Genomic DNA, 18905 nt, shown 5'->3' with positions numbered 1-18905 from the left:
GACCTCGACGGTGCGCTGGAGCGCGCGAACCACGGTGATGGGTTTGACGACGCCGGCGGCGACTGAGGCTGCCGGCGTCGGGCGGTCCGCGACGACTGTCGCCTGGACGGCCACCCGCACCATCGGCCGGAAACCCGAACACGCACGGCCGCGTTCCTGGGGGCGCTGCCCGACGGGACTCATCGGCTAGACCCGCATCAGTGATCGGCACGCGGATCTCGGCACACGACCGTACGCCGGAATCGATCCGCTTGCCGTGACGTTGCTAGCGCACGGTCGGCGGCAGCCCGGGCGTCGGTGATCCATCCTCAACCGCGCCGAAAGAATCCGCCCTTCGGGATGAGATCGAGGGGCTCCGCCCAGCCGGCGTGGACTCACCCAGACTGCTACCTACGCCTGCTCGACGTCGCGATCTGGACACGTCACAGCCTTCGCGCAACGCCTGCCATGCCCGCAGGGGGGTGCCGAACCTAGCGTGCCCTTCACCCGGGAAGTCGTCGCGGGGCGTCTCCGAGTGACCTGACCAATTCGCAGTGGGCGATGGTCGGACCGATCCTGCAGGTGTGGAAGGCCAAGCCTCCGTCGGTGTCCGGGCATCAGGGCCGCCGGCTCCACGAAAGCGGGGGCCGCAGATCTCCTCGTCCGGCATGCAACGGACACGAAGGCGATCCCGTATGAGAGGTGTCCGAATTACAAGCGGGGACGAGGAGAGGTGGGTGGCCTGTGAGACGGCCTTCCGAGCAGGATCGCGAGTTCACCGAGTTCGTGACAACCCGGCGCGCCGCATTGGTGCGGGTGGCCACGCTGTTGGTCTCGGGTGACCTGGCCAAGGCCGAGGACGTGGTGCAGACGGCGCTGACTCGCCTGTATCTGGCCTGGCCGAGAGTGCGGCCGGACACCGTGGACGCGTACGCGCGGCGGTGCGTCGTGAACGCGGCGACGGACGAGCGCCGCAGCCTGTTTCGTCGGCGTGAGCAGGTACAGGCGCAGCTGCCCGACGTCGCCGCCGTCGAGGCTCCGCACGGCGACGAGACGACGGTCCTGGCGTTGCTGGCCACCCTGCCGACGAGCATGCGGACGGCCGTGGTGCTGCGGTACGTCGAAGGGTTCAGCGTCGCCGAGACCGCCGACGCCATGCGGTGCAGCGAGGGCAACGTCAAGAGCCAGAGCGCCCGCGGGCTGGAGCGGCTACGGGCGCTCTTCCCAGCACATGTACACCAGTTCGCCTGATCCAAATCTGACCCGCCTGAGTCAAGGAGTACTGACATGCCAGACGTCGTGGACGTCCTGCGGGCCCTGCCGCATGCCGTCACGCCCGACCAGACCAACCCGGAGGTCGTCGCCGCCGACGTGGCCCGGGGACACCGCGCCCTGACCCGCCGGCGGCGACAGCGGCTCGCGTTCTCCGGCGCGGCCGTCGCCGCCGTCGCCGCTGTGGCCCTCGGCGCCGGCCAGCTCGGTGGCGCCGCGACCACGGTCGCGGAGGGACCCGGCACGACGACGCAGACGTCGCAGCTGCAGCTCGTCGCCTACACCGGTGCTCAGCCGGTCGGCTTCGAGGTGAGCACCGTGCCCGAGGGCTGGCAGGTGGTCTCATCGGACAGGAGCATGTTCGTGGTGATGCCGCCCGGCCCGGACACGGCCCCACCCGCGCCCGGGGGCGCTGTCAGCCTGCAGGGCCGGATCTCGGTGTCCCTTCAGAGCCTGTCACGGCTTCCCGACAAATCCCCCGTGACGAAGGTCGATATCAATGGCAGGGCGGGTGAGCTGGGCTTCCCCGAGGAGGCGGAGGGAAAGCTGTCGGACACCCGGTGGCTGATCTTCCCGGATGCCTCGGGCGTGAGTGTACTGGTGCAGGTTCCGGGGGAGCTGGGGCTGAGCGAAGAGCAGATCGTGCGCTTCGCGAAGGGCATCGCCGTCACCGATGAGGCGGTGTCGGTGGGCGGTTGATCCGCCAGGCCAGGCGAGGCCGCACAGACGTCTCCCGCGTCCGCGCGGCCTCGCCTGGTCGCCTGAACCGGCCACGCCGCTGCGGCCCGGCCTCACTCAGGGTGGCTCTCCACGGCCATCCAGCGGTTGGCGGGCGATGCCCCCGAAGTGTCGGCGGCGGTGGCGCTCTGGTTGGCGAGCACCGTGGTCATCAGTCGGGTTGTGCTGGTCGGCGACTCTCACCGGGCGGTGACGTTCCTGAACAGCGCCGTACGCGGGATGAGCGCCAGCGCGACCAGTTCCAGGAGGAGGGCCAGCTCGCCGCCCCGGGCTCGCGCCTCCACCGCTCGGCGATCTGCGCGTGCGTCCCGTGCTACCGCTGGCGAACGGGCAGTCCGCCTACACCGACGACGAGCTGGCGGCGTTCCTCCAGGCCGCGCCCGCCGGCGCTGTGGGCGTGGGCGGCGGATCCTCGGTGCTCGACATCGATGGCGTGCCGGTGTTCGCCAAGCAAATCCCGATCACCGACCGGGAGCTGGCCCATCCACTCAGCACGGCAAACCTGTACGACCTGCCGACCTACTGCCAGTACGGCATCCACCGCCTCGCCGGCCCAGGCTTCGGCGCCTGGCGCGAGCTGGCCGCAAACATGATCATTACCGAGGGAGTCCTCGCCGCTGAGGCCGAGTCCTTCCCGTTGCTGTACCACTGGCGGGTGCTACCCGGCCGCCCACCTGTCGCGTCCGAGCACCTTGACATCGACGCCGTTGTGGCCCATTTCGGCGGTGCCCCGAGCGTGCGCATCCGGTTCGAGGAACTGGCCGGCGCGGCCGCCAGCCTGGTGCTGTTTCACGAGTACGTCCCCCACCCGCTGCTCGACTGGCTGAACGACCCGACCGACATGGCCGAGACGTTCGAGCGGCAGCTGTTTGAGATCGCGGCGTTCCTGAGCACCCGCGAGCTGTTGCACATGGACGGACACTTCGGCAACATGCGGGCCGACGGTGATCGGATCTACCTCGTCGATTTCGGGCTGGCCACATCACCTCGGTTCGACCTGTCACCCGCAGAGCGCGAGTTTGTCGGGCACCACGTCGGCCACGATGCCGACTACGCGGCGATGTGGCTGGTGAACTGGCTGGTCACCACCGTGTGCGGGGTGTCGGCACCGGTCAACGGTGATTTTGTCGCCCGCGACAGATACGTGCGCCGCTGCGCGAGCGGCGACATTCCGCAGGGCGTGCCGGCGGCCGTGGCGGGAATCCTTGCCCGGCACGCCCTCACGGCGGTGCGGATGAACGACTTCTGTCTGCGGCTGTACGGCGGCGACATCCACGCGGAGTATCCGGGCTGTTAGCTCGGCCCTGCGATCATGCCGGCGGTCATCTACCTGCGGGAACCGCGCCGCGTGGCGTGGCGCGGGCTGCAGATCGCGAGTCCTCGGCAGGTGATCCGGCTGGAGCAGACGGACCAACCAGTCCGACTCTCGGACGAACATGACGACGAAGATCGCGATCAAGCCCAGCTCAGGCCATAGCCGGCGAGTGGCGGACCCTCGCGAGCGAATGGACCTGGACCCGCACCCAACATCCGGGCACGTCACTCGAGTTCGGCGCGCAGTTTCTCCGCCTCGGGGTGCCCCAGCCTGTCGAAGATGTGCAGCGCCTCCTGCCGGGACCGCCGAGCCGAGGCCGGCTCGCCCGCCGCGTCGTACGCGGCGGCGAGCTTGGTCAGGGTCTGCCCCTCGTTGTTGAGGTCGCCGACCTCCCGGAACAGCTCCAGCGCCCGCCGGTAACCGGCCACCGCCTCCCACGGCTCACCCCGCCGGTGGTGGATGTAACCGAGGCTGTCCCAGGTGACCGCCTCACCGAACCGGTCACCTGCCTCCCGCAGCAGGACCAACGCCGCCCGGCAGTCGTCGAACGCCTGGTCCAGTTCACCCAACTGCGCGTGCTGCCAGCCCACCGTGTTACGGGCATTGGCGGTCATCACCGGGTCGCCGAGCCGCTCGTACCGCAGCATGGCCTCCCGCGCGTGGTACAGCGCGTCGCGGAAACGGCCGTCACGCTCCGCCACCCAGGACAGGTTGCCGTGCACGTGCGCCGCCCCGGTGTCGTCACCGCACCGACCGTACAGCGCCAGCGCCTGGCGCAGGTGGCTGTCCGCCTCACGCAGCCGGCGCAGCAGGCTGTAGGCACGGCCCAGGTTGCGCAGGGCGTGCGCCCGTGGCAGCGGCCCCGCGTCGTGTCCCGCCGCGTCGAGCGCTGCGTGATGCACCGCGACGTAGTCGTCCCAGTGTCCCTGCCGGTCGAAGTAGGTCACCAGGGCCCAGGCCAGCTGCCAGCGGTGGGCGTCGAAGCCGGTCTGCGCCGTCAGGGCGAGGGCCACGAGCACCGGGTGCTCCACGGTGAACCACCGCATCGCCGCCTGGGCATCGGCCGGCGTCTCGGGGCGCACCCCGGCCCGGGGCGGCGCCGGCGTGATCGCGTCCCGCTGAGGGTTCAGCAGCCGATCCGCGGCCAGCGCGGTGTGCAGGTAGTGGTCCAGCATGCGGTGCGTCGCCATCCGCCGCTGCCCCTCGTCGTCGCGGGTGCGGACCAGTTCGGCAGCGTACTCGCGCAGCAGGTCGTGCATGCCGTACCGGCCCGGGGACGGTTCGTCCAACAGATGGGCGCGGGTGAGCGCTACCAGCGCCCGGCGTGCCGTCCCTTCGTCGACGCCGGTCAGGCTCGCCGCGGCGGCCACCGAGATGCTCGGCCCGGGGTGCAGGCCGAGCAGCCGGAACACCCATGCCGTGGTGGCGTCCAACGTACGGTAGGACACCGCGAGCACGGTCCGCAGGTCGCTGCGCGGACCGCCCCCGTCGAATTGGTCGAGGCGGTGGTGCGCGCGCAGCTCGGCGGCGAGGGCCGACAGCGGGAACGAGGGCCGGCCGGCCGCCCGCGCCGCGACGACGGCCAGGGCCAGCGGCAGCCGGGCGGAGGCGTCGATGATCTCCTGCACCGCCCGCGGTTCCCGGCGCACCCGGTCCGCGCCGAGCCGCCGGGCGAGCATCTGGCACGCCTCCGCCGGCGAGAACAGGTCGAGCGGCACCGGCACCGCCCCCTCCGCAGCCACCAGCCCGGCGAGGTCGGTCCGGCTGGTGACGAGCGTGAAACAGGACGCCGCACCGGGCAGCAGTGGGCGCACCTGGTCGGGGTCGCGGGCATTGTCCAGCACCACCAGCGCCCGCTGGTCGGCCAGCAGGCTGCGGTAGAGGCCCACCTGCGCGTCCAGGCCGGTCGGGATCCGCCCCGCCGGCACCTGCAGTGCGTCGAGCAAGCCGCGGACCGCCTCGGCTGCGGTCATGGCCGGGCCGGCGGGATCGAACCCCCGCAGGTCCACGTAGAGCTGCCCGTCGGGGAACCGGGCGTGCGCCCGGTGCGCCCATCGCACCGCCAGCGCGGTCTTGCCCACCCCGGCGGTGCCGGTGACCACGGCGATCCGGGCTCCGGACCTGGGGCGCACGGCCGCGTCCAGGTTGGCGAGCTGTTCGGCACGGCCGATGAAGCCCGGCAGCTCGGCGGGGAGCTGCCGGGGCACGGTGACCGGCGGCCCGCCGGCCTCCGAATCGTCCCCGCGCAACAGCAGCTGCCGGGCTCGTCGCAGTACCACACCCGGGTCGACACCGAGTTCGTCGGCGAGTCGGGCCCGCACGGCCGCGTAGACGTCGAGCGCCTCGGCGGTCCGGCCGCAGCCGTGCAGGGCAAGCATCAGCTGGGCGTGCAGCCGTTCCCGGAACGGCTCGGCGTGCACCGCCTGCCGCAGCGGGCCGACCATCTCGGCGTGCCGCCCAGCGGCAAGCTCGGCGTCGTACCACTCCTCGGCCGCGGCGAGTCGGCGTTCCCGCAGCTCGGGGCCTCGGGTGGCGCGCATCGACTCGGTGGTGCCGCCCATCTCCGGCCCGGGCCACCGGGCCAGGGCCTGGCGCAGCAGGTCGGCCCGCGCGGCCGGGTTGGCGGTCTCCCGCTGGGCGCGGGCCACCGCCTCGTCGAAGTCGTGCAGGTCGAGCTCGCCGGGCCGCACGGTGATCAGGTAACCGGGTGGGCGACGAACGATGGTCGCCGCGCCGAGCCGCCGGCGCAGGCCCGACACGTACGCCTGCAGCTGGCCGCGAACCGTCGCCGGCCAGGTCTCCCCCCAGGTGAGGGCGACGAGCTGTTCCTCCGCGACCACCCGGTTGGCGTCCAGCAGGAGCGCGGCCAGGATCGTGCGGGGTTTGGGTCCGCCCAATGGCACCGGCACCCCGTCGTCGTGGACCGTCACCGGCCCCAACAGGTGGTAACGCCGGCTCCAGCTCCGGTCGTTCATAGCCCCACTATGGATCATCGTCGCTCGACTGGTTGGCCCCGTTTCCACGTTGTGAGCCGCGCCGTCGCGCCGGTAATCCGCACGCCTTCCGCCGGTCACCCGAGCGCCGCCGACCGTTCATCGGCGCGGGTTTCCCGGTCTGCTGGTCAAAGGGTTTTCGAAGCGCTGGTCCTTACCGTGACGCCTGCCCTGACCCACAGGGATGTCCGCATCGCCGACGATTTTCGCCGCCTTCGTGCTGCGGCCGCCCGCGCAACGCAGCGGCGAGCGGCGTGGCGATGGAGACGGTCCAACCTGCCTGACCGACGCACGGGGCGTCAACGGGACGGGGCCATACCGACGGCGAGAGACGCCTCGGTTCACCCAGGAGGTCGTGGTGGCTAGACAGGGAAGAAGCTGGGGCCGGACCCTCAGGGCCGGGCATCCCGGCGGTGGCGGCCGCCGGATCGCGGCGGCGCTGAGCGTCGTGCTGGCGGCCGGCCTGGGCGCGGCGGTGCAGGCCCGACCGGCGCAGGCCGCGCCGGTGCAGGGACCGACGGCACCGGCGGGCGAGCCCGCCGGGCCGCTGCAACGGCCGGACGAGCCGGCGGCGCTGGCCACCGCGCGGCTGAGCGGCAAGCGGGTCCTGATCAGCGGTCGGACCACCGGGACCACCCAGTTCTGGGCGCTGCCCAGCGGCGCCGTCGAGGCGGAGATCAGCGCCGGGCCGGTGCGCGTGCGTGGCGACGACGGCGGCTGGGTCGACGTGGACACCACCCTGCGGCGCAACCCGGACGGTTCGGTGACACCGGCGGCGCACCCGTACCGGCTGAAGCTGTCCGGGCCGGTTGGCGCCGGCGAGCACGAGTTGATCCAGCTCGGCACCGGCGGGCAGCAGTCGACCCTCGGCTGGTCCGGCCGGCTGCCCGAGCCGATCCTCGACGGCGCCACGGCCACCTACCCGGAGGTCCGCCCCGGGGTCGACCTGGTGGTGACGGCGACCCGCACCGGTTATGAGCAGACGCTCGTGGTCAAGAATCGGCAGGCTGCCGCCCAGGTCCGGCAGATCCGCCTGCCCTGGCGCACCCCCGGGACAGCGACCGCGGCCGCGACGCGGGCCCGCCACCTGCCAGCGCTGATGTGGGATTCCCGGGTCGATCGGGCCTCCGGGGAGCGCACGCACCGGGCGGGGGTGGGCGTACGGCACGAGGGCACCGGCGCGAAGTCCACGCTGGTGCTGACCCCCGACGCCAGGTTCCTCACCGACCGGGCCACCACCTACCCGGTGGTCATCGACCCGTCGCAGAGCCTCGGCCCGAACTTCGACGCGTTCGTGCAGAACACCTATCCCACCGACCAGTCGACGGCGACGGAGCTGAAGCTGGGCACCCACGACGGTGGCTCCACCAAGGCCAGGTCGTTCCTGAGCTTCCACAACCTGTCCTGGCTGTGGGACAAGCGGGTGACGGCGGCGACCCTCAGTCTGTGGAACCACCACTCCTACTCCTGCTCCGCCCGGTCGTGGGAGGCCTGGCAGGTCAACCCGGTCAACAACACCGCCCGGTGGACCGCTCAACCGGCCTGGCTGGCGAAGGCGGGCACCTCCACCGAGACCAAGGGGTTCAGCACCTCCTGCGGTGGCGGCCGGGTCAGTGTGCCGGTGACCCTCGCCTTCCAGAAGACCGCCGAGGAGCGCTGGCAGACCTCGAACATCGGCCTACGCGCCACCAGCGAGACCGACAGCTACGGCTGGAAACGGTTCCACTCCGCCGAGGGGGCGAACCCGCCCAAGGTCACGCTGACCTACGAGTCGAAGTCCGCGGTCACCACCCAGGCCACCGCGCCGTCCACCGTCTGCGCCACCGGCGCCGACCGGCCGTACATCGCCAGCCTGACCCCGCAGCTGCGGGCACAGGTCACCGACGCCGACGGGTCCTCCGTGCACGCCACCTTCGAGTGGCACGCGGTCGGCGGCGCGCTTATCGGGTCGGCGACCGAAGGGCCGGGCGCCTCCGGCTCCTGGCTGTCGACCACCGTCCCCGCCGGGGCGTTCGTCGAGGGCGGCAGTTACGCGTGGCGGGTGCGCGGCAGGGACGGCGCCGAGGCCGACGCCTGGTCGCCATGGTGCGAGCTCACCGTCGACACGGTCGCCCCGTCGGCGTCGCCCACCGTCTCCTCGACCGCCTACCCCGCCGGGCAGTGGGCCGGGGCCGCCGGCACCACCGGCAGCTTCACCCTCGGCGCGGGCGGGGTGGCCGACGTCGCCGCCTACGAGTACGGGCTGGACACCAACCCGCCGAACCAGGTCGTCAACGCCGCGGCGCCGGGCGCGAACGTGACCCTGTCGCTGACCCCCGCCGCCGACGGCCCGCACACCCTCTACGTGCGCACCCGGGACCGGGCCGGCAACCGGTCGCCACTGCGGGCCTATGCCTTCTCGGTGGGCGGCGGCGCGTTGACCGGCCCGCGGACCGGTGACATCACCGCGGCGAAGACCCCGATCACCGGGGTCGGCCGGTCCACGGCCACCGGTGTGACGTACCAGTGGCGGCGCGCCGACACCGACGCGTGGGTCGACATCCCCGCCGCGCACGTCACGGTCGCGGCCGGCGGCGCGAAGGTGACCTGGCCGCTGCCGACCAGCGGCGGCGGCGAGTTCCCCAAGCTGAACTGGGACGTGGCCGCCACCCTGGCCGGCGTGGACGCGCAGGCGGTCCCCCGGGACGGTCCCCTGCAATTGCGCGGCAGCTTCGTCGGCGGCACCGCCGCCGCGTCCGGCGCGGTCCGGATCACCTTCGACCGGGACCGGGCCACCGCCGCCACCGAGGAGATCGGGCCTGGCACCGTGAACCTGATCACCGGTGACCTTGCCGTCACCGACACCGACGTGTCGGTGGACGCCTACGGCAGCGACCTGACCGTCGGCCGCACCTACCACAGCCGGCGCTCCACCCAGACGGACGCCACGGCGATGTTCGGCCCCGGCTGGGTGTCCGGCGCCGCCGTCGAGGAGGCCGACGCGGCCTGGACCGGACTGACCGTGTACGGCTCGCTGGTGCAGGTCGGCACCACCGACGGGGACACCGTGGGCTTCTCCCGGCGCACCGCCACCGTCTTCGACCCCGAGGTCGGGATGGAACCGCTGAAGCTGACTTACACCGCCGCCGGCGACACGTACACCCTCACCGACACCGACGGCACCGCCGTGACGTTCACCCGGGTCGCCGGCTCCGCCGCCGGCCGGTACGTGCCCACTGTCACCCGCACCCCGGGCAGCGAGCAGACCACCACCTGGAGCTGGGAACGGGTGACCGTCGCCGGCCAGGAGGTGCTGCGCCCGACCCGGATGCTCGCGCCGGTGCCCGACGGGGTCAACTGCGCGACGCTGACCCGCGGCTGCCGGGCGTTGACCTTCCGGTACGCCACCGCCACCACCGCCACCGGCGGTACGGAGGACACCTGGGGCGACTACCTCGGCCGGGTCAAGGAAATCGCGTTTACCGCGTGGGACCCGGATCAGGCCACCCCCGCCATGCGGACCGTGGTGCTGGCCCGCTACGCCTACGACGACGCCGGCCGGCTGCGGGCTCAGTGGGACCCCCGGCGGGACCGGGCCGACGGCGGCGTCGTCCGGCACCAGTGGGAGACCTACGCCTACCAGGCCGACGGGGTGCTGTCCACGGTCACCCCGCCCGGTCAGGAGTCGTGGCGGTTCCGCTACACCACCGTCCCCGGCGACCCGGGCGCCGGCCGGCTGCACCAGGTGAGCCGCTCCGCGCTCGCCGCCGGCACCGCCACCGACACGGTTGTCTACCGGGTGCCGGTCTCCGGCGGCGGCGCCCCATACGACCTGTCACCGGCCCAAACCGCCCGCTGGGGGCAGTCCGAGGTGCCGACCGACGCCACTGCGGTCTTCCCTGCCGACCAGGTGCCCACGGGCAACCCGGCGACCGGCTCCCTGCCGTCGAGCTGGGAACGCGCGTCGGTGACCTACCTGGACGCCAACGCCCGCGAGGTGAACACCGCCACCCCCGGCGGGCACGTCACCGCCACCTGGCGGGACGCGCACGGCAACGTGGTCCGTTCCCTGACCGCCGCCAACCGGGCTCGGGCGTTGGACGACGCGCCCGGCGACACCCCGGAGCGGGAGAGCAGCCTCGCCCTGGACCACTCCACCGAGCAGGTCTGGTCCGACGACGGGCAGCGGCTGCTGTCCACCCTCGCCCCGCGTCGTGAGGTGGTGCTGCCCAGCGGCGCGACCGTCCTCGGTCGCACCCTCACCCGCAACACCTACGACCAGGGCGCGCCGTCGACCGGCGGCCCGTACCACCTGCTCACCACCCGGGAGGACCTGGTCCGGCACTGGGGGCCGACCGGTGTCGAGGTGGACACCGACAAGCGCACCACCAGCACCGCCTACGACTGGTCGTTGCGCCAGCCGACGGCGACCACCGCGGACCCGGGCGGACTGGCCCACACCGTGCGCAGCAGCTACGACCCGGGCACCGCGGTGGAGACCTCGACCACCACGGCGGCCGGTGGCACCTCGACAGGCACCCCGGCCACCCGCCGGACGGTTGTCTACCGGGCCACCGCCGGCTCTGGGCACCCCGAGTGCGACCTGCGGCCGGAGTGGGCGAACCTGCCCTGCCGGGTGCAGCCGGGCGGGCAGCCGGCCGACGGACCGGAACTGCCCTCGACGGTGACCACCTACGACATGTTCCACCAGCCCCGAGTGGTCACCGAACGCACCGGCGCCGGGGTACTGCGGACCACCACCACCAGGTACGACGGGGCGGGCCGCGAGTACGAGACGACGGTGGCCGGTCCGGCCGGCTCCGGCACTGCCGTGCCGACCGAACGCAAGGTGTACGACCCGGTCACCGGGCTGCTGGTGCGGACCCAGTCGGTCAGCGGCGGCGCCGTCATCGCCGAGATCGTGCGTGGCTACGACACGTTGGGCCGGCTGACGTCGTACACCGACGCCGACGGCAACGTCTCGACCACCACGTACGACCTGCGCAGCCGGGTGGCGACCAGCACCGACGGGCGGGGCACGAGGGTGCACACCTACGACGGGGGCGCCGAACGGCGTGGCCTGCTCACCTCCGTGCACGACAGCCAGGCTGGCCTGTTCACCGGCCGCTACGACCCGGACGGCACCCTGGTCTCGGAGAGCTGGCCCATCGGAGTCGTGGTGAGCCGGCAGGTCGACCCGAGCGGTGAGCCGGTCGCGGTGACGTACACCCGACCGGGTTGCGCGGCCACCGACTGCACCCTGTTCCGCGAGTCGGTGGACCGCTCCGCGCACGGCCAGGCCCGGGAGATCGTGAGCACGCTGTCGCGCCGGGCGTACCGCTACGATCAGGTCGGCCGGCTCACCCAGGTCCAGGTCACCGAGGGAGACGGCTGCACTACCCGGACGTACGCCTTCGACGCGGCCAGCAACCGCCGGTCGGGCACCGAGTACGGCCCGGCCGGGGACGGAGGCTGTCAGGCCACGAGCCCGGCGGCGACCCGGACGTGGAGCTACGACACCGCCGACCGGGCCACCACGGCCGGGTACGCCTACGACACGCTGGGCCGTACGACCAGCGTGCCCGCGGTCGACACCGCGAACCCGGACGGCGGGGAGGTCACCGTTGGCTACCACGTCACCGACCTGGTGGACACGATCACCCAGGGCGGGCGGAGCACTGACTACCGGCTCGACGTCGACGGCGAACGGATCCGTTCGTGGACCGACGCGGCGGGCGCCGCGACGGTCACCGCCGTGCACCACTACGACGGTGACGAGGACGCGCCGGCCTGGACGCAGGAGAACGCCACCGACCACACCCGGCCGGTGGCCGGGCTGGCGGAGCTGGCCGGGATCTGGGACAGCGCCGCCGGCACCGTCGGCTGGCAGCTGACCAACCTGCACGGCGACGTCGTCGCCACCATCCACGGCGACGACGCCGGCCTGACCACGGTCGGTGAGGCATCCGAGTACGGCATCCCGGCCGACGAGGTCGGCGAGCGCCGGTACGGCTGGCTCGGCGGCAAGCTCCGCGCCGCGGACGCCCCGTCCGGGCTGGTGCTGATGGGAGTCCGGCTCTACAACACCGCCACCGGCCGGTTCCTGCAGGTCGACCCCGTCTACGGGGGCAGCTGCGGCCGCTACGAGTACACCTGCGCGGACCCGGCCAACAAGCTGGATCTGGACGGCAAGCGCATCTGCGTGTGGAAGTGGTGCTGGAACCGTAGCGGCGGCAAGGGCAAGACCCGATGGTGCGGCACCTGCTGGCTCAACCACGGCGCGAAGAAGTTCTACAAGTTCACCAACAAGTGGAAGAAGCGCGGTAAGCGCTACGGCAAGGCCTGCGCCTACGGCGCGTTCGGCGGGATCGTCGTGGACTCCATCAAGAACCGCAAGGCGTTCCGGGGCAAGTGGCGCTCGTGGGGCTATGCCGGCTGCTTCGGCTTCATGTACACCAAGTGGTCACGCGGCCGGTGGTGACGGTCGGATGACACCGCGGGCCGGGCCGTTCGAACCGGCCCGGCCCGCGCAGCCGGCGGGCGGATGCCCGCCGGCTCACGTGTCCGGGTTCGCCGTGACGGCGGCGGTACCGGTCAGCGCCGCACGTGTCCGCGCCGTCGCGGACGAGGCGGGATTCTCCTCGTTGTCTCGGGCCCGGTATTCGCGCGGGCTCATGCCGTTGACCGCGGTGAAGTGACGCGAGAAGTAGAAGGGGTCGTGATAGCCGACGGCGGCGGCGATCTCGGCAATGCTGAGGGCACTGGTGACCAGTAGCTGACGGGCCCGCGCCATGCGTAGCCGCTTCATGTACTCGGTCACCGAGAATCCGGTCAGGGAGCGGAATCTCGCGGAGAAGTGGGAGGTGCTGTACCCCGCCAGGTCGGCCAGCGCACGGATGTTGAGCGACGCCGAGAGATGCGCGCGCAGGTAGTCCTGGACGCGGGCGATCGGTTCGCGGGTGACCCCCCGGCCGTCGCGTTCGGCGGCCAGCTGGGCGAGCAGATTCCAGGCCGTGCCGGCGGCCGCGGTGAGGCTCGCCGCCGTCTCGTCGCGCGCTAGGTCGTCGCAGATGCTCTCGGCCAGCGCGAAGGCACGAAGCGGGTCGATCATCGGCGCGGTCGGCGCGGCCACGGTGAGGCCGATGGCGCTGAGCAGGTCGGGTACGTCGTCGCCGGTGACGTGCAGCCACCAGATGGACCAGGGCTCCGCCTCGGCGGCGTAGTACTGGTGGCGCACGCCGGCGGGAATGATGAGGACCTCGTTCGGGCCTACGTCATGCCGGGCCCCGGCGAGCTCACACCAACCGCCGCCGTCGGCACACATGATCACGATGGCCTCGGCCGCCCCTGCGCGGCGCGATCGACCGTGTCTGGCCGCATGCGGGAAATATCCAGCGTCGGTCACGAGCATCCGCGAGGTCGGCTTGCGCTGCAGCGCCTGCTTCGCCAGAAGCCGGGGCAGGACGTGCAGTCGCTGATCGGGAAAGCCGTCGCGAAGGTACATCTATCGATGGTAGCCGGATCAGAGGATCGTCCAGGTTGACCGTCGATCCGTACATTCCGAAGGTCTCGATCGCGGCCTAGGTTTCGTTCATGCCTTTCGACCTCCCGCCTCGTCCGGATCGCCTGACGGACGCGCCAGTGGCCGTGTGGGCTGCACCGGTCACCATCCCGACCTATTTGCCCGAGACGCCGAGCCGGTACCCCGCCTACCTCGACCGCCGGGTCTATCAGGGATCGTCAGGGCGCGTGTTCCCGCTGCCGTTTCACGACCGAATCCAGGAGTCCCGCTCCGATCACCGTTGGCTGGGGCTGCATCTGGAGAACGCATACCTGCGGCTACTGGTCCTGCCCGAACTCGGCGGGCGGATCCAACTCGCGGTCGACAAGCGCACCGGCTACTCGCTGTTCTACGCCAATCCGGTGATCAAACCCGCGCTGGTCGGACTCACCGGGCCGTGGTTGGCCGGCGGGGTGGAGTTCAACTGGCCGCAGCATCACCGTCCGGCGACCTTCCTGCCCACTACGTGGCAGGTGGACGAGGCCGCCGGCACGGTCTGGTGCTCCGATCACGACCCGTTCGCCCGAATGAAGGGCATGCACGGCGTACGGCTGGCGCCCGATTCGACGGTGATCGAGCTCAAGGTCCGCCTGTTCAACCGTAGCGAGCAGACGCAGACCTTCCTCTGGTGGGCGAACGCGGCGGCCCAGGTCCATGCCGACTATCAGTCGTTCTTCCCGGCCGACGTGACCGTGGTCGCCGATCACGCGAAGCGGGCGATCAGCACCTTCCCGACCGCGACGAGCCCCTACTACGGGATCGACTATCCGAACCGGCGCGACCTGGACCGCCGGCCGGACAGCCCGCGTCGCGTCCCGGGCGACCGGCTGGACTGGCCGCGCAACATCCCGGTGCCGACGTCGTACATGTGCGTGGACTCGCGGGGTGACTTCTTCGGCGGCTACGACCATCGCGCCGGGGCCGGCTTCGTCCACTTCGCCGACCACCACTACGCGGTGGGCAAGAAGCAGTGGACGTGGGGCGACGCACCCTTCGGGCACGCCTGGAACCGCAATCTCGCCGACGACGACGCCGCCTACATCGAACTGATGGCCGGCGTGTTCACCGACAACCAGCCGGACTTCTCCCACCTCGCTCCCGGCGAGACGAAGACCTTCTCCCAGTACTGGTATCCGCTGGCCGGCACCGGTCCGGTGGTCGCGGCGAGCCTCGACGCGGCTCTGGGGATCGAGCGCGGGACGGCACAGACGGCGCTGCGCCTCGACGCGACGCGCGACCTGGGCAAGGTCGAACTCCTCGTGCAGGACCACCGTGGCGACCGGCTGCACAGCGAACGGTTCGAGCTCGGGCCGGAGGCGCGGCCGACCGTCGTCGTCGCGACGGCACCGCACGCGGTCGAGCTGCGCCGCGACGGGCGGCGCCTCCTGCGCTGGCAGCGCCCCGCGGCGGCCGCGAGCACCGACGAGGCCGCCCGGGTGAGGGTGCAGCCGGCTCAGGAGCCGGCCCCGCCCACCGAGATCGCCTCCGTCGAAGTGCTGTACCTCACCGGCCGCCACCTCGAGCAGTACCGGCACGCGACACGTTCCCCCGAGCCGTACTGGGCGCAGGCGCTGGTCCGCGATCCGGGACACACCGCGACGCACACCGCTCTCGCGGCCCGCCGGTACGCCGAGGCTCGCTTCGCGGAGGCCGAGGAGCACCTGCGAACCGCGCTGGACCGACTGACGGCGTTGAACCCGAACCCGGACAGCGGGGAGGCCCACTACCTGCTCGGGCTCACCCTGGCCCGGCGCGGGCGCGACGACGAGGCCTACGCGGCGTTCGCCAAGGCGACCTGGCTCGCCCCCTGGGCGGGCCCCGGGAACCATCAGCTGGCGGTGCTCGACGCCCGTCACGGTCGGGACGCTCAGGCACTGGAGCGGGCGAGCGCGGCCCTGCGCGCGGGACCCGAGCAGTTGCAGGTCCGCGATCTCATCGTGGTACTGCTGCGCCGGCTGGGCCGCGACGCGGAGGCCGAGCACGTCCTCGCCGAGACGCTCACGCTGGATCCGCTGGACATCTGGGCGCTGCAGCTGGCCGGTCGGCTCGACGCGGCCCAGGGGCACCGGGAAGCCCAGACACTGCTCGACGTGGCACTCGAACACGTCCGGATCGGTGAACTCGAGACGGCCACGGCCCTGTTCACCGACGCGCGGTCCGCCGACGCGCGCCGCCCGCTCGGTCAGACGGCCTGTGCGGTGCTGGCCGACTACCACGCCGCGGTCGTTGCCGACCGCCTCGGTGACCCGGTGGCTGCGGCAACGGCCCGGGCCCGCGCCCGCGCCGGTGAGCGGACCTGGAACTTCGCCACCCGCCTCGACGACGTCGCCGCCCTGGAGGCGGCGCTGGCAGCCGACCCCGCCGATGCCACCGCGGCCGCCCTTCTGGGCCACTGGTACTACGCCCACAACCGGGTCGACGACGCCATCGACTGCTGGAAGCGGTCGGCCGCACACGACGGGTCCGATCCCGTGGTGTGGCGCAACCTCGGGATCGCCAGCCACAACCACCGACACGATCCCGAGGCCGCGACCGCGGCATACGAGCGGGCACTGCGGCTCGCGCCGGGTGATGCCCGCCTGCTGAGCGAGAGTGATCAACTACTCAGGCGCATCGGGGCGCCGGCGGACGACCGCCTCCGTCGGCTCGAGGACGCGCCGTCGGCCCTGCTCGAGCGGGACGACCTGGCTGTGGAGTACGCCCATCTGTTGGTCACCGCCGGCCGGCCGGCGCACGCCCTGGCGGTCTTCGAACAGCGTCAGTTCCAGCCGTGGGAAGGCGGCGAGGGGCAGGTGCTTCGGGTGTGGGAACGCACGCGGCTGGCCCTGGCGGACGAGGCTCTGGACCGGGGGGACGCCGTGGCAGCTGCCGCGCACGCCGACCTGGCGCTGCAGCCGCCGCCGTCTCTGGGTGAGGCCCGCCATCCGCTGGCCAGTCCGGCCCGGCTGCTCCTGACCTTGGGCAACGCCCTGGAGGCGACGGGGGACCACGACAGAGCCGAGCGGTGCTGGCGGGAGGCCGCCGCCTCGCGGGGCGACTTCAGCGAGATGAACCCCGCCGGCTTCTCGGAGAACACCTACTTCTCGATCCTGGCCGCCCGCCGGCTCGGCGAGTCCGCCTACGCCGACGAGTTGGTGGCCGGCCTCACGCAACACGCCGAGCGGCTCGCCCGGACACCGGCGGTCATCGACTACTTCGCCACCTCGCTGCCGTCGCTGCTGCTCTTCGACGACGACCCGCAACGGCGGGTCGACCTCGCCGTCGAGCTGCTTCGCGCGCAACTCGCGATCCTCGCGAACGATCCGGCCACCGCCCGGAGCCACCTCGACACCGTCCTCGCGACCGACCCCAGTCACGAGTTGGCCCGAGACCTCCACCGCCACCTCACCGGGAGACTCCGATGAGCTACGTTCCCGTTCCCCCACCGGCCCACCTTCCCGACCGCTTGACCATCACGCTCTGGGACTTCTCCTGGTACGTGCGGACCGGGCCGGGAGAGCCGTTCGAGGACCTCGACCGGGCATTCGCCGCAGCCGTCGAGCGCGGCTACAACACGGTGCGGATCTGCGCCATGCCGTACCTGCTGTTCGGCAGCGGCCTGGACACCTCCGCGCTCCGGCTCGGGCCGTTGGGCGGCGACTACGGGCAGCGGGTGCGCTGGTACGACGTCCGGCAGGCGGCGGTCATCGATGCGCGTGCGCGTGTGCTGGAGCTGTTCCGGGCCGCGAAGCGGCACGGCTGCTTCGTCATCCTCTCCTCCTGGGAGTACCAGCAAAGCTCCTCCTTCGCCGCCGACTCCAGCTGGTGGGATGCCCTGCTGGTCATCGAGCCGCAGCGGCGGGCCGAAGCGCAAGCGGTCGCCCTCGCCGACCTCGTCGACTTCCTGGCCGAACACCAGCTCGACGACCGGCTCGCGTTCACCGAGATCCACAACGAGGTCCAGGCCGGGTACCTGGCTGACGGCCTGGCCGGTGACGAGAACGAACGGCTGACGGCCCTGCGACCGCGGCTGGAGCGGGCGCTGGCCGCCTTCCACCACCGTCACCCCGGCCGGCCGGTCACGGTGAACTACGCCGGGGTGCCGGCCGGCGCCATGCGCGCCATCCCGGAAACGATCGACGTGTTGGCGTGCAACCCGTACGTCTACGGGGTGCTGGACGCATTCATCGAAACCTACGGGCTGCGCGGTGATCCTCAGGCCTTCGACCGGGCGCGCGCCGAACACGACATCCTGCGACCCGGAGCCCCCGAACTGGCCGAGTGGTCGCCGGACCAGTCCTGGCGGCGGAACGCGACCATCGTGTCCGAGCCGGAGTTCTTCGTGCACGACTGGGGCGACGCCGAGGCGATCGATCGCTGGCTCTACCGGCACTACCCGGCATGGGAAAAGGAGATGGCGACCACGCTACGGCTCTGGCTGGACGTCGCGCACGACTGGGCCACCCAGCGCGGCGTGCCGATTGTCTTCGGGGAGGGTTGGATCGGTTACACGCCGCGCGACGGCCGGTTCGAAGAGGGCCCGGTGGGAGCCGAGTTCTGCCGTCTGGCGATCGACGAGTCGCTGCGGGTCGACGCCTGGGGAACGATCGTCTGCTCCAACGCCGCCCCGCAGCACGCGATGTGGGACGACATCGCCCTCCAGCGGCAGTGCAACGAGGCATTCCGTACCGACACCCGTCTTCGGCCGCCGCGCTAGTCGAACGGGGCGCCACTGCGGGGGGGGGGCTCCACGTGTCCAACCGTCACCCGGTCGCCCTCACGGAGGAGGCCGCGCTGCTCGGCGTCGTGTTCGGCGGGACGCTCTGACCTGGTGTGGCCAAGGTGGTGGTCCGACGCGTGCCGGGGTTGCACACCAAACCGTTTTAGATCGATACTAATGAGTGTTTCGAGCCGGGTGTGGATGGGTGGACGGGCAGCCCGTGTCCGCATCGGTGGACGCCGCTGCGACGCCCCGGTGTCTGGCCTGTCGTGTGGCGATGAGCCATTGCCGGCCTGCTGGCCAGCCGGCAGAGCGGAACGCGCTTTGGCACGGCTCGCTCGCTGTGAACGCCACCACCACCACCACCAC

At 72.1% G+C, this 18905-nt stretch carries 8 protein-coding genes; 6 read left to right on the top strand and 2 right to left on the bottom strand.

Annotation, left to right across the window (positions count from 1 at the left end):
* The first annotated feature begins 723 nt into the window (after positions 1-723).
* The 3 genes from E1193_RS04180 to E1193_RS04170 all read left to right on the top strand — a co-directional run bounded on the left by E1193_RS04180 (position 724) and on the right by E1193_RS04170 (position 3286).
* On the top strand, positions 724-1230 hold the full coding sequence (locus E1193_RS04180) for a sigma-70 family RNA polymerase sigma factor (RefSeq protein WP_132180431.1): 507 nt from the start codon (positions 724-726) through the stop codon (positions 1228-1230).
* 48 nt (positions 1231-1278) lie between these two features.
* The gene (locus E1193_RS04175; RefSeq protein WP_132180429.1) at positions 1279-1950 is read left to right on the top strand and encodes a hypothetical protein; all 672 of its coding nucleotides are present in this window, start codon (positions 1279-1281) and stop codon (positions 1948-1950) included.
* A gap of 340 nt (positions 1951-2290) precedes the next feature.
* On the top strand, positions 2291-3286 hold the full coding sequence (locus E1193_RS04170; RefSeq protein ID WP_243707277.1) for a serine/threonine protein phosphatase: 996 nt from the start codon (positions 2291-2293) through the stop codon (positions 3284-3286).
* A 242-nt stretch (positions 3287-3528) separates the two neighbouring features.
* Here E1193_RS04170 and E1193_RS04165 read toward each other — a convergent pair whose 3' ends face one another.
* Complete coding sequence (locus tag E1193_RS04165; protein WP_132180427.1) at positions 3529-6279, bottom strand: BTAD domain-containing putative transcriptional regulator; 2751 nt, start codon at positions 6277-6279, stop codon at positions 3529-3531.
* 376 nt (positions 6280-6655) lie between these two features.
* On the opposite strand from E1193_RS04165, the gene E1193_RS04160 reads away from it, so the two are divergent.
* A complete protein-coding gene (locus E1193_RS04160) occupies positions 6656-12757 on the top strand; it encodes a DNRLRE domain-containing protein (RefSeq protein ID WP_132180425.1) in 6102 nt (2033 codons plus the stop codon).
* 75 nt (positions 12758-12832) lie between these two features.
* On the opposite strand, the gene E1193_RS04155 is transcribed toward E1193_RS04160, so the two are convergent.
* Positions 12833-13780, bottom strand: coding sequence for an AraC family transcriptional regulator (locus tag E1193_RS04155; protein ID WP_132180423.1), 948 nt, complete (start codon positions 13778-13780; stop codon positions 12833-12835).
* A gap of 245 nt (positions 13781-14025) precedes the next feature.
* Between E1193_RS04155 and E1193_RS04150 the strand changes: the two genes are divergently transcribed.
* Together E1193_RS04150 and E1193_RS04145 are read left to right on the top strand one after the other, a co-directional pair.
* Positions 14026-17241 (top strand): DUF5107 domain-containing protein, encoded by a 3216-nt coding sequence (locus tag E1193_RS04150; protein ID WP_207922557.1) that lies wholly within the window; start codon positions 14026-14028, stop codon positions 17239-17241.
* Positions 17238-18533 carry a cellulase-like family protein gene (locus tag E1193_RS04145; protein WP_132180419.1) on the top strand — a complete coding sequence of 432 codons (1296 nt, stop codon included), beginning with the start codon at positions 17238-17240 and terminating at the stop codon, positions 18531-18533. The genes E1193_RS04150 and E1193_RS04145 overlap by 4 nt, the downstream gene beginning before the upstream one ends.
* The last annotated feature ends 372 nt before the right edge of the window (positions 18534-18905 follow it).

The organism is Micromonospora sp. KC606, assembly GCF_004348675.1.
Lineage (GTDB): Bacteria > Actinomycetota > Actinomycetes > Mycobacteriales > Micromonosporaceae > Micromonospora.
Note: the sequence above shows the minus strand (reverse complement) of the source record. Positions and strands in the feature narration are given on the sequence as shown.